General features: G+C 37.3%; 15 protein-coding genes. 2 read left to right on the top strand and 13 right to left on the bottom strand.

The features are described 5' to 3' along the window. Window positions 1-3 precede the first annotated feature (3 nt). The 6 genes from MLOOGBEN_RS25770 to MLOOGBEN_RS25745 all read right to left on the bottom strand — a co-directional run bounded on the left by MLOOGBEN_RS25770 (window position 4) and on the right by MLOOGBEN_RS25745 (window position 3,909). Window positions 4-1,041, bottom strand: coding sequence for a HEAT repeat domain-containing protein (locus MLOOGBEN_RS25770; protein WP_179161120.1), 1,038 nt, complete (start codon window positions 1,039-1,041; stop codon window positions 4-6). Next, on the bottom strand, window positions 1,042-1,440 hold the full coding sequence (locus MLOOGBEN_RS25765) for a response regulator transcription factor (RefSeq protein ID WP_179161119.1): 399 nt from the start codon (window positions 1,438-1,440) through the stop codon (window positions 1,042-1,044). Between the two features lie 120 nt (window positions 1,441-1,560). Beyond that, complete coding sequence (locus MLOOGBEN_RS25760; RefSeq protein WP_179161153.1) at window positions 1,561-1,956, bottom strand: cytidine deaminase; 396 nt, start codon at window positions 1,954-1,956, stop codon at window positions 1,561-1,563. A gap of 27 nt (window positions 1,957-1,983) precedes the next feature. Beyond that, window positions 1,984-2,154, bottom strand: a complete 171-nt coding sequence (locus tag MLOOGBEN_RS25755; RefSeq protein ID WP_179161118.1) for a XapX domain-containing protein — start codon at window positions 2,152-2,154, stop codon at window positions 1,984-1,986. A 22-nt stretch (window positions 2,155-2,176) separates the two neighbouring features. Continuing rightward, a complete protein-coding gene (deoC, locus tag MLOOGBEN_RS25750; protein WP_179161117.1) occupies window positions 2,177-2,851 on the bottom strand; it encodes a deoxyribose-phosphate aldolase in 675 nt (224 codons plus the stop codon). 116 nt (window positions 2,852-2,967) lie between these two features. Continuing rightward, window positions 2,968-3,909 carry a DNA-binding transcriptional repressor DeoR gene (locus tag MLOOGBEN_RS25745; RefSeq protein ID WP_179161116.1) on the bottom strand — a complete coding sequence of 314 codons (942 nt, stop codon included), beginning with the start codon at window positions 3,907-3,909 and terminating at the stop codon, window positions 2,968-2,970. A 261-nt stretch (window positions 3,910-4,170) separates the two neighbouring features. Between MLOOGBEN_RS25745 and MLOOGBEN_RS25740 the strand changes: the two genes are divergently transcribed. Then, window positions 4,171-6,345, top strand: coding sequence for an MMPL family transporter (locus MLOOGBEN_RS25740; protein ID WP_179161115.1), 2,175 nt, complete (start codon window positions 4,171-4,173; stop codon window positions 6,343-6,345). A 34-nt stretch (window positions 6,346-6,379) separates the two neighbouring features. Here MLOOGBEN_RS25740 and MLOOGBEN_RS25735 read toward each other — a convergent pair whose 3' ends face one another. Continuing rightward, entirely contained in the window at window positions 6,380-6,721 is a 342-nt protein-coding gene (locus tag MLOOGBEN_RS25735; protein ID WP_179161114.1) for a cupin domain-containing protein, read from the bottom strand. 232 nt (window positions 6,722-6,953) lie between these two features. Then, window positions 6,954-7,826, bottom strand: coding sequence for an SDR family oxidoreductase (locus MLOOGBEN_RS25730; protein WP_179161113.1), 873 nt, complete (start codon window positions 7,824-7,826; stop codon window positions 6,954-6,956). A 193-nt stretch (window positions 7,827-8,019) separates the two neighbouring features. Between MLOOGBEN_RS25730 and MLOOGBEN_RS25725 the strand changes: the two genes are divergently transcribed. Beyond that, complete coding sequence (locus tag MLOOGBEN_RS25725) at window positions 8,020-8,454, top strand: Rrf2 family transcriptional regulator (protein WP_179161112.1); 435 nt, start codon at window positions 8,020-8,022, stop codon at window positions 8,452-8,454. Window positions 8,455-8,504: 50 nt separating this feature from the next. Here the strand turns inward: MLOOGBEN_RS25725 and MLOOGBEN_RS25720 are convergent, their stop codons facing one another. From MLOOGBEN_RS25720 to MLOOGBEN_RS25700, 5 genes are all read right to left on the bottom strand, one after another. After that, window positions 8,505-9,824, bottom strand: coding sequence for a hypothetical protein (locus MLOOGBEN_RS25720; protein ID WP_179161111.1), 1,320 nt, complete (start codon window positions 9,822-9,824; stop codon window positions 8,505-8,507). Continuing rightward, entirely contained in the window at window positions 9,814-10,434 is a 621-nt protein-coding gene (locus MLOOGBEN_RS25715; RefSeq protein ID WP_306430772.1) for a sigma-70 family RNA polymerase sigma factor, read from the bottom strand. Before MLOOGBEN_RS25715 ends, MLOOGBEN_RS25720 begins: the two co-directional genes overlap by 11 nt. Before the next feature lie 202 nt (window positions 10,435-10,636). Then, window positions 10,637-11,020 carry a VOC family protein gene (locus MLOOGBEN_RS25710; protein ID WP_179161110.1) on the bottom strand — a complete coding sequence of 128 codons (384 nt, stop codon included), beginning with the start codon at window positions 11,018-11,020 and terminating at the stop codon, window positions 10,637-10,639. An 85-nt stretch (window positions 11,021-11,105) separates the two neighbouring features. Then, window positions 11,106-11,384, bottom strand: coding sequence for an ArsR/SmtB family transcription factor (locus tag MLOOGBEN_RS25705; protein WP_179161109.1), 279 nt, complete (start codon window positions 11,382-11,384; stop codon window positions 11,106-11,108). Window positions 11,385-11,620: 236 nt separating this feature from the next. After that, window positions 11,621-12,202, bottom strand: a complete 582-nt coding sequence (locus tag MLOOGBEN_RS25700; protein WP_179161108.1) for a DUF4256 domain-containing protein — start codon at window positions 12,200-12,202, stop codon at window positions 11,621-11,623. Between the last annotated feature and the right edge of the window lie 149 nt (window positions 12,203-12,351).

Genomic DNA, 12,351 nt, shown 5'->3' with positions numbered 1-12,351 from the left:
ATTTTATACCCCTTTATGCAGCCAATCCCAAGCCATATCTCTTGCGAACGCATCTTTGGATGCTTCTAAGACCGATTGCAAAATGGACTTCCCATTATGGAACTGACTAATGGATTGTCCTGCCTGAGAACGGACCCACCAGGTCTGATCATGTAGTAATTCAATTAATCGCGGTATCCCTCTCTCTTCCTTAATGGAACCTATGAGTTTTGCTGCCACCATTCTCTCTTGCCATTTAGACGAGTACATCATTTCTAGGCATGGCTCTACATTTTTCATATAGCCAATTTCGGCCAAGGCCTTTAGAGCTCTTAGCCTCACTTCACCTTTATAGGTAGTAAAAACATTTTCGGTAAATGGCCGGTATTTTATTGCTTTTTTCAATGAAATAACATCTAGTATGGCAAATTGCAGTGGATTGGAGCTTTTATGAAAACTTAAAACAAATTGATCAAATAGAATCTGGTCTAAACGCATCAAAATGCCTCGATAATCATACTCCGCTAAATAATGATAGTGGTTTGGGAGTAAGTCGATAAAACCGGTAAATTGGAAAGAAGCAAGGATTCTCAAAGCTTGAATATTCTCTTGTTGTGAAATATTCTTCTTTGTCAGTAACTGAAGCACATCTTCTTGAATATCTGTCATATAAAAATCTTCAATATGATAAAATGCATTCATACGGCGACTCCATCGTTTACTTTTAAGGAGTTTTAGATAGTTTTCCTGCAAACATAGAGACGCCAATTCTGATAACCTTTTCCTCTCTTCCTCACCTTCTAAAATTTTCACATACCTGCTTAGCAGTTCCTCAATTGCCTTTTGTTTTATTGCAGTTTCAAATCCAAGAGCTCTGTAACATTCCCCTTCAACAATTATCGAGAAAATTATTGGGCTGATTTTATTTTTATAGCTTTCAATCTCTCTTCTTTTATTATTATCATTTACTTTCCGAATCATTAAATACAACAACATTAGGAACAGTAATCCTAAAAGAGATACAGTAATAATAGTAAGAAACAAGATCTCATGATTGATCATCTACTTTATCCTTTGAATAATTTCTTGGACTCTAACCTGAAGATCCCTAATACTAAACGGTTTTATAACATAGTCATCAGCCCCTAATTTTAGAGCCTTTTCAATATCCGACTGACTTTTTCTTCCTGACAGCATTAAAACGTACACATGTTTACTACTATCACCTTTCACTTTTTGCAGGATCTCAATGCCATCCATAATTGGCATAACACCATCAAGAATTAATAAATGTTCTCCTGCTTCATTTAAGCGATTAGATTCAAAAAATGAAATCCCATCCTCAAAGGCTGTAATATCCAATTCAAACTGTTCTATATTCATCAAATTTAGAATCCTTACCAGCATGGTTTGGATCATCGTGTCATTATCAATGATTGAAATAAACAAACTTTTTTTCATTATCTTCCTCATTCATAGACATTTTCGATATCGTAATAGGCTGCTATCGTTCTTTTAAATTATGCCCTTTTTATAAAAATGCATGAAAAAGAGACAGGATTGTCATCCTGCCTCAACATTTTATTTCAAATCCTTAGGAGAAAAGGCACCCGGAAGAAGGTCTTTCACTAGGATTCTTTGAATATCACCTTTTAAATTCGTAAGGATAACCTCCATCTCAGAGTCACAAAGCTCCGAAATTACCTGTCTGCAGGCACCACAAGGTGAAACTGGCCCTTCCGTATCCGCTACCACAACTAAAGTGTCAAACTGAGTAACACCTTCAGAGTATGCATTAAATAAAGCCGTTCTTTCCGCACAGTTCGTCATTCCATATGAGGCATTTTCAATATTACATCCATGAAATACCTTCCCATCTTTTGCTATAAGAGCAGCACCAACCTGAAATTTTGAATAGGGCACATAGGCAAACTCTCGTGCCTTGGCTGCTTCCTCTAAAAGTTGTTTTTCATCCATCGTGTTCTCACTCTCCATAGTCCTCTTTTACCCTTGGAAAAATTTAACCATCCAACTGGCAATAACCCCGCCAAAATAAACACCGAATACGCCAACTACTGCAGAAAACACTGGAGGTGCAGGTAATGGAAGCTTCATAAATTTAAAAATGATACCTACAATTAAACCAGCAACTAATGCTAATATTGTTTCTTTCATTAATATCCCTCAAATCTAAAGATTAATAATTGCTTTGAGAAATTTCACCTTTACTGATAGACACTCCAGAACTTGCCCCGATACGAGTAGCTCCTGCTTCAACCATTGCAAGTGCATCTTCACGGCTGCGAACGCCTCCAGAAGCTTTGACACCTATTTCAGGTCCAACTGTTTCACGCATTAAAGTGATATCCTCGACTGTTGCTCCGCCGGTTGAAAATCCAGTAGAGGTTTTTACAAAATCCGCCCCCGCCTTAACTGAGAGTTCGCATGCTCTAACTTTTTCTTCTTTTGTTAATAGACAGGTCTCGATAATTACCTTTACTAATGCTTTATCTTTTGCAGCCTCTACAACTGCCTTTATATCTTTTTCTACTAATTCATCTTGTTTATCTTTGAGTGCACCGATATTGATTACCATATCGATTTCATTTGCCCCATTTTCAATCGCATTTTTTGTTTCAAATGCTTTTGTTTCTGATGTAGATGCTCCTAAAGGAAATCCAATTACCGTACATACTTTTACTTCTGGGGTATCTTTAAGCATATCTGCTGATATTTTTACCCAAGTTGGATTGACACATACGGAAGCGAAGGAATATTTCTTAGCTTCTTCCACTAACTTCACGATTTCCTCCTTTGTAGCATCGGCCTTTAATAATGTATGATCAATCATTTTAGTCACATTTTGAGTCATAAGATGATTCCTCCTATATTTGAAAGCATTTCATTTAATTGTTACTTTTCACAAGCTAACTATAACAAAACCTTTGAACATTTGTAAATATTTTTTTGAACAAATGTAAAATATATTTATTGTTTATCGAGAAGAAATTTTGCTGAGAATTGGTCCGTTATTAACACATTGGCATAATTCCCCTTTAATGCACCGTAGATGCCCTCAATTTTATTTGGTCCGCCGGCGACAAGTATCGAGTATTCCTTGTCCCGTAAATCCTCTAATTTAACTCCAAGCGTTCTTTCGTTCAGACTTTCATTACACACTTCACCTTCTTTATCAAAGAAACGTGAACAAATATCCCCAACCGCCTTTTCATTTAAGGCCTTTTGATCACTTTCTGTAAAATAGCCCATTTGAAACAATAAAGAGTCCTTTTTAATCGAGCCCATGGTAAACACTGCAATATTGGCCTTTTTGCCAAGATCTAGGATTTTATGAATATGCCGGTCAGCCTCCATCGCCTGCTTTACGACAACGTGGTCCACAATCGCCGGCAATGGAAGATTATGTGGTGTAGTATTGTATGCTTTTCCAAACAGGTAGAGGATTTCAGATGCATATGTATTGGTTTCTGCATGGCTTACGCCGCCTTTTAGCTGAACAACCTTAACGTCCTTGACAAATTTCTGTTTTAGCTCAACAGCAATATGGTATAACGTGGTCCCCCAGGTTACCCCGATAATGTCATGGTCCTTCACAATTTCATGTAGATACATGGCCGCTTTTTCGCCAAGGTAGTTTTTGATAATATGATTTTCAAATTGTGGAATAGACGCAACGATTACTTTTTTCAAATTGAACTTTTTTTCTAAATCAATGGCTAAATTTTCAACATCTTCAGTTGGATCCATAATGGTGATTTGGACGATTCCCTCGCTTTTGGCCTGTTGTAATAATCGGGACACTGTTGGCCGTGAAATACCCAGTATCTTTGCAATTTCGTTTTGATTATAATCCAATAAGTAATATAGTCTTGCTGCTTCAAGCACTTTACTTAGTTTCTCTTTGTCCATTGTATGTCACCTTCTATCCTGATTTTTATATTAATTATAGCAAGAAGTGAGGTGAATCCCCTAATATTTTTACATTTGTAAAACCTCTGTTGAACATTTTTTAGCTCCAGACTGTTGCATTTTCATTCTTAAAAGAGGGAATGATTCTTATCATATTTACTATGTCCATTACGTTGACACGAAATAGTCAACTACTGCTCTTGGCCTGTTCTGCTATACTAAGTTCAGGGATAAATTTCCTATAAAAAAGGGGGTCTTAGAATGGGGAAACTTGGAGGACTCATATACAATCACCGGAAAACGGTGCTTGCACTATGGCTGCTTATCATTGCACTATCAGTGGTTTTCGCCTTGAAATTACCTTCCGTATTAAGCGGTAACGGCTTTGAATACAAAGGTGAATATAACGAAACAAGGACGCTCCTTGAAAAGGAATTTGGACATGCAAAATCATCCATTATTCTTGTCTTTGAAAGAGAGCGTACAGTTAAAGATACTGACTGGGACCAATATATCAAAGCAACCTTTGAAGATTTAAAAAACTTCGACGGTGCCAAAAGTATAACAAGTCCTTTTGAAAGAAATGGAATGATCAAGGAGGAAGTTGCCTATGGTCTGTTGGCTTTTGATAAAAAAGCTGAGGATCTCAGCACTGAGATTGATCAATTGAACAAAATTCTTAAAAATAAACAGGGTTTAACCGTTACTATGACGGGTGAGCCAATTATCGTTCAAGACCTTAATATTGCCAGCCAAGAGGATTTAGCCAAAGCTGAAATGATTGGACTGCCGATTGCTTTGCTTGTCTTAGTCCTTGCTTTCGGAGGGTTAGTTGCTGCCTCCATTCCGATTGTAATCGGAGTTGTATCGATACTAACCACTATGGGGGCTGTTTTCTTTTTTAGTTATGGTACCGATTTGACCATCTTTATTTTAAATATTGTCCCAATGATTGGACTTGCTTTAAGTATTGACTTTGCCTTATTACTAATAAACCGCTACAAAGAAGAATTACATACAAAATCCATTAAGGACGCGATTGAGGTCAGTGTAGCAACGGCTGGGCGTTCGATTATTTTCTCTGGACTTTGTGTATTTATTGGCTTGTCGGCTTTATGGTTTATTCAAATTGATATTTTCCAGAATGTGGCCCTGGGCGGCATGGCCGTTGTATTTATATCCGCCTTTTGTGCTTTGACCTTTCTTCCGGCATTATTAGCTGTGATTGGGACTAGAATAAATAAATTTAGCATCCTGCGATTAAAAGCTACAAAAACTAGCATTTGGCATCGGTTTGCAAAATTTGTGATGAGACGTCCGGTCCTTATGGCAGCGGCTGCCCTAGCCATACTCCTTGCTGGTTTTATACCTGTTGCACAAATGACGATGTCGATTCCTGGGACCGAATCTCTTCCTGCTAAATATCCATCAAGAGTCGCATTTGAAGTCTTTGAGGAGAATTTTATCCCTAAAGATAAACGCAATGAAAAGAAAGTATCAATCGTGCTTGAAACAAAAGGAAATATTTTAGAAACAAGTAATCTTGAGAAGGTAAGCAGCTTTCTTGATCAGCTTTCAAAGGATAAACTTGTTGATACAGTTGATTCTCCATTTTCCGCTACAGGTATAGAGGAACAGGAAACGTTGTCTCAACTTCTCCTATTTGGACAAAAGCAACAGACAGCTCCCATTCTAGATTACTTTATTCGAGATAATAAAATGCTGATTGAGGTGTATTTAAAAACCACTGATCACTCCGCTGAAGCAAGGGAATGGATTCGTGATTGGTCCAGGAAGGACTTGGGTTTAACCTCCCATTTCGGAGGAGCGATAAAGTTTGAGCAAGAAATCTTTGATGAGATTTTTGAAAAGGCACCTTATGGATTGTTATTAATTGTGGTCTCAACTTTTTTCATTCTGATGGCAGCTTTTCGCTCAATCCTCATTCCACTAAAAGCCATAATAATGAATATATTAAGCCTTAGCTGTACGTTTGGAATTGTCGTCTGGATTTTCCAGCAGGGGCATCTAGGAGTAGAGCCTGCAGATATTGCATTAATATTGCCCGTTTTTGTATTTACCCTCGTCTTTGGGCTGTCAATGGATTATGAAGTGTTCTTGATTTCGAGGATTCAGGAGTTTTATTTAAAAACAGGAGATAATACTGAGGCTACGATATCAGGGTTAACGTACACGAGTAAAATTATTACCTCTGCCGCCGCGATTATGATTGTGGTGACAGGTGCTTTTGCTTTTACAGGCGTCATGCCGATTAAGCAGCTTGGTGTCGGTATCGCGATTGCGATTTTCATTGACGCCACCATCGTACGAATGGTTCTGGTTCCAGCTTTGATGAAGTTATTCGGGGATTGGAACTGGTGGTTTTTTGGGCTTAAGAATAAAGCACATACAAAGGAAAGAAAGAAGCCAGCCTAATAAAAAGGCTGGCTTTTCTTTGCTCCGAGTCTAATTAGATATTTTTAGCGTATTGTTCACTAGGTACTTTACTTAACACGACATATAAGCTTACAGGTTCACTGCCATTATTGTTAAAGGCAAGCTCTTCGTCGCCGCCAACATGAACTAAATCGGCTTCTGATACAGAGGTTTCCTGACCATCGATGATGAAGGTGCCTGTCCCAGTGACTACATAAAGATAAACTTCTGTACCAGGGTGCTTATGAACAGGAAGCTGCTGTCCAGGCATAAAATTTAACACAAACGCTGTGGTTTCACCTTTTTTGTAAATAATCCGTTTTGTAAATCTTTCTTCGCTGAACTCTTGGTAGGCTTTAATTGAATTTTTCTCCATCCTAATTCCCTCCTAGTAATATCTTACATTTATCTTAACTGAAAATCATTTTCAATTAAGTGAAACGTATCACTGTTTATTATTTCTAATCGTTCAGGAAAAACCCATAATAAACAGTTTGCAGGAGAGTAGGTGTTCACAGAAAAATAGTAATTGCAGAGTAAATCAACAACAAAGACATAATCAAAGGTCGGTTTATCAATCTCATTAATAGAAACTAGAATCCCTCATTTTAGTTTGTTTGTGAGATTGCATTAACAATGTGCGTCAGTGCTTCTTTGATTGGCGTAACTGGACGACCAAGAACTTTCTCGAAATCATTGCTTTCAACTTCTAGTGAACCGTTTCGAATGCTTTCTTGAATTCCTACTACAATCGGAATCACAAAATCAGGTAAACCTAAGCCTTTCATAATTTCGGCATATTTTTCGTCACTAACTTGTTGCACAGGTATTTCTTTTCCCAATACAACACCAAGAGCAGCTGCAAAATCTTCTTGAGTTAAAAGAGGACCAGAAAGTTCATATACTGTATTTTCATGCCCGTTTCCTATAAGAACCGCTACTGCTGCTTCTGCAAAATCTTGTTGTAGTGCCCACCCTACTCTGCCTGCTCCCGCGGAAGTTACCCAAGGAGCACCTGCTAATGCACCTTGAATGCTCCCAATTTCGTTTTCCAAGTACCAATTGTTACGCAAGAAAGAATAAGGAATTCCTGTTTTAATGATTGCTGCTTCTGTTGAAACATGAGGCGGTGCCATAATATTTGTGCTTTCTGTTGCATTTGCTAAACTTGTATAAGCAATAAATTTTACCCCTGCACGTTCAGCTGCTTGGACAGCATTTGTATGTTGACGGATTCTTGTTTCATTGTCACCATCCGCAGAAATAATTAATAAGCGATCAATCCCTCTAAAAGCAAGATCTAATGTTTCTGGATGGTCAAAATCTCCTTGTCGAACTTCCACTCCACGAGCACGTAGTCCTTCTGCTTTCTCTGGATTTCGAACACTCACTGCCACCTCGCTTGCAGGTAATGATTTCAATAATAAGTCTACAACCTTTGAACCTAATTTCCCTGTTGCCCCAGTAACTAATATTTTCATTAATATTCCCCCATTTCGTTTCCATCTGTAACATAACTGATTACATGTATTTATTTTAGTTACATGTAGTCGTTTTGTCAACAGGTGAAATTCCATTTAATATTTTGTTCGAGATTTGGTATAATAAACTTGTAATCAATTTAATTACACGATAAATTAAAAAATGGATTGCTAATAGGGATGGTGACTGAACATGTCCATCAGCAGCAGATTCGCTGTCGGAATTCATATATTGACTCTAATTGAATTTAATAAAGAAGGAATAACCTCTTCTGAATTTCTAGCATCAAGTGTTAACACGAACCCAGCCGTGATTAGAAAACTTATGGGTATGCTAAAAAAGGCTGGTTTAATAGAGGTGCATCCGGGTATTGCAGGATCTAAACTCGCAAAGGAATTATCTGAGATTACACTGTTTGACGTTTATAAGGCAGTGAATGTTGTACAGGAAAAAGAGTTATTTAGCGTACATGACAATCCAAATCCAGAATGTCCAGTAGGCAGGAACATCCAGAATACAATAGAACCATTATTTACAGCTGCTCAATTTGCCATGGAGAAGGTTTTAGGAGGTGTAACCCTAGAGGATGTTGTGAAGGATATTACCACTAAGGAGAATATCTGTTAAAAAAAAGCATTCCTTAAAGGGACCGTCAAAATGACGGACCCTTTCTTCACTTATTCATAAACAATTTTAAGAGTTTCTACGTTATATCCTTCCACTAGAGCATGGAAATTTAGCAGTGACTTTGGAATAGAAGTTTTCGCAAGATACAGTATCCCTTTTTTGTCATCAATATGGTTTACAAGGTATCCTTTTTTGACGTGTATATACCACTTGTTATTTAAATGCAGTATCGCTGTTTCATTCGGTTTCTTCTTTACTTCTTCCCATTGTTCTTTTAACTCTTCAGGGATTAACTTATCAATATTACCAGTTGTCATCCTAGGTTCATCTTTTTTGGTCAGGTCTTCCTTCATATACCCTTCTAGATTTGGAGAGAACATATTACTGCCAACAGGAACATTTATTTCAAGTTTTGCCGGGTGTAAGTAATCAACAATTTCTCCATCAGCGTTATATGTCTCATACTTAACTAAAATCCCAGTATCCTTATCAACCCAAAAACGGAATGACCGGGAATCTCTATGATTTTTAGTCCCTTTTATAACAAGCGTGTTATGACCGAGTAATTCTTCATTTTGTTCTTCTATCTCCCATTTACTTAAATCCCTGGTATAGTTTGAGGCAATCTCATATGGAAACAAGGTTTCATTTGCCGTGCTAAATGGGGGTCTTTCTCTATAATTGGTCAGTGGATTTCCATCATCGGCAGTTAAAAATGCTCGATCTATGGTTAGAGTAGTTCCTCTTTTTCGATTCTCTTCCATTACTTTCGATTCCATATAGTTTTTTTCCGATTCATTTATTAACCACAATGTTCCCTCTTTATAATATTCTTGAGAAGAGACTTCACCTGTATCCAGTGTTATTTTCCCATACCCTCCTGGTTCAGGTTTCAAACTAATTGCATAATCTACTAGCTGATAACCAGGACTAAAGCTGTAATGAATTTTATATTCGCCTCTGGCTGTTTCAAAATAATCTACAGTATTTAGCATTTTTGTAAGGATTTCTTCCTTAGTCATTTCATCATGATTTTCTTCTTGCATAGGTGGTATATATGCAGTTTTCTCATTTGAAGGGTTTAAAGATTCTTGTATATTTTTCTTTGGTTCATTGGCTTGCTTCATTTCTGGCACATTAAATAAGTTTAGCTGCATTCCTACAAAATAGGTAATACCCAAAAACATTAAAGAAACGACTGAAATACTAAGAACATTATTAAACTTATTTTTAAGCGGAAACACTTGATTCTTAAACTTGGACTTTTTTATTGAGTTCAAGACTTTGTGATACTGCTTATCATCAAAATACACGTCTTTCAAAATGGTTTCATCCATTTTTTCTTTTAAATTTTCCAGTCTATTTTCCACTAATTGCCCACGCTCCTTCATAACCTTCTTTTAATTTTTGGCGTCCGCGATGCAATCTAGTTCTAACCGTATTTGAATTGACCTTTAACATGTCCGATATTTCCTCGATTGAAAACTCCTGATAATAAAATAGGATAATGACTTCCCTTAATTTCACTGGCAGTTCTATTACCTGTTTAGAAAGGATTAGATTTTCCTCAACGCCGAAAAATGAATTCTCTAGAGAAGAGTATGTGTGTTTTGGCTTAAAGAAATCTGTAAAATACAAATTTCTAAAAGTCCAACTTTTTAAAACATCTTTACATTTATTCACAGTAATCCTTATCAGCCATGTTTTATAGGATGATTCATTTCGAAAGGAATCCATTTTCTCGTAGCACTTTATAAATACCTCTTGTGCCACATCTTCTGCCAGCTGTTTTTGTTTCAAAAAAGTATAAGCAATTCTAATAACATCATCGCCGTAAGCCTTCATTAACCATTTGAGCTTTTCTTCACGATTTAAATGATTTAGGGGTTCTGAGTTAGGGACATCCGCCATGTAGGACATTTTCTCCTCCCATTCCTTGTATTTTGTATTTAGACGATTCGTATTTTTTAAATGTTCCATTTTGGGAGCTCTACTAAAAATAATTCTGCTAACTTATTAGCTGTCTATTAAAAAGGCTACCATATTATAGACCTAGAAATGCAAAACCCCGTCCTTAAAATAGGACAGGGTTAACATAAAGTTATTCTTGATAAAAAACACTTCACCTAACTTAAAACTTATGAATAAAGTCGTTAAGAACTAGGTTACTACCGTCATGAAGTTACTGCTGAATGATCTGAATAAGGTTGCCGCATGTATCATCGAAGACAGCTATTGTAACTTCGCCCATTTTTGTCGGTTCCATAGTAAACTTTACGCCTTTTTCCATTAATCTTTCGTACTCTTTTCGAATATCGGCAACGCCAAACATTGTTGCTGGGATGCCTTCAGAAGTTATCCTCTTTTGATACTCCTTTGCAGCAGGATGGACATTCGGTTCCAGCAAAAGTTCAGTACCGTTTTGTTCATCAGGAGAAACAAGTGTTATCCACCTATATTCTCCGGTGGGAACGTCATGCCTTTTTACAAAACCTAGCTTTTCTGTATAAAACTCCAGTGCCTTGTCTTGATCTTGTACGAATATACTGGTAACAATAACTTTCATTCTGTTTTTGCCTCCTTTACGATGTTGGTGCTCTGGCTACAAGTTGAAAAACTCCTAAGTTGGTCAGAAGTTTTTGAAAATAAAATTACTCTAACCATCCTTTCAGCAAATCTTTAAGTGGTTCGTTGTTGAATATAATTACTCGATACTTTCCCTTTCGTTTTGATATTACGAGGCCTGCGTCTTCCAATGAAGAAAGATGTTTAGCGATCGCTTGTCGCGAAATGGAAAGATTGTGCTTCATAATGAGACGTACTGTTATTTCATACAACGTTAGCTCGTTGCGTTCTGATAGTTCGTCCAATATAAGCCTCCGGGTCGAGTCACCAAGTGCTTTGAATATAGCTTCTTTGTCCCAATTCATATATCGAGTATACGCAACTCTACGGTTGCTTGTCAAGCATAAGCAACTGAACGGTTGCATGATTAAGAAACCGTATCATGGAGAAATACGCCATAACTAAATTAACTAAGCCTTGAGATTCATGAAAAGGACACTTTCTATGCTCATGAAAAGTGCCCAATAGTTGAAGAATGAAATTAAAGCTATTGCCTAAGTGATCGCGATCTCAAATTCAAATTTAGTTGCCTGCGCAAAATTTAGACCCTTAGTGAGCCGCGAAACCCTCTGGCTCCATAGTAGGAGTCCGCACCGTTATGATACAAGAAGACGTGTCCGAAGCGACAATCGCAAAAAAGGGCACCGCCGAGTTTTCTAATATCAGAAGGTGTTTGCACCCAACTCGACGTTTTCAAATCGAAACTTTCAAGTTTCTGCAAGGCACGGTATTGTTCTTCCGTTAAAACTTCAATGCCCATTTCAACTGCCATATTCATAGCACTATTTTCTGGTTTATGTTTTTTCCTTGCCTCCAGCGCTTCATGGTCGTAACATACACTTCTGCGACCTATAGGACTTTCCGCTGAACAATCACAAAAAAAGTATTCATCCTTCTTTTCATCATAACCAACAACATCCGGTTCACCGCCAGTTCTTTCCATTTCAATGAGCGACCACAGTTTTTCAGTATTAGCATCCAGCTTTGCTTGAACTTTAGCCCATTCAAGACCTTTATGGCGGTGCATGTTTTTCTCAAAACGGGCTTTTAATACACTGAGTAATTCTTCAGGGCGTTCTAGTGAGAACTCCTTTTTAGTGCTGATTTCAGTTCTGTTTGTCATGTTAATTTCCCCCTTAATAGCTATGTGAATTTAGTTTACAATTTATGATTAAGAAAATCCATTCCTCCACAATCTTGCCCATTTGGTTTTACGTACAATCATCTGTCTACTCACATTACTAAGTCTGCCAAGTGTCAAAATCTTGTTCT

This window comes from Bacillus sp. EB106-08-02-XG196, assembly GCF_013396335.1.
In the GTDB taxonomy this organism is placed as follows: Bacteria; Bacillota; Bacilli; order Bacillales; family Cytobacillaceae; genus Neobacillus.
Note: the sequence above shows the minus strand (reverse complement) of the source record. Positions and strands in the feature narration are given on the sequence as shown.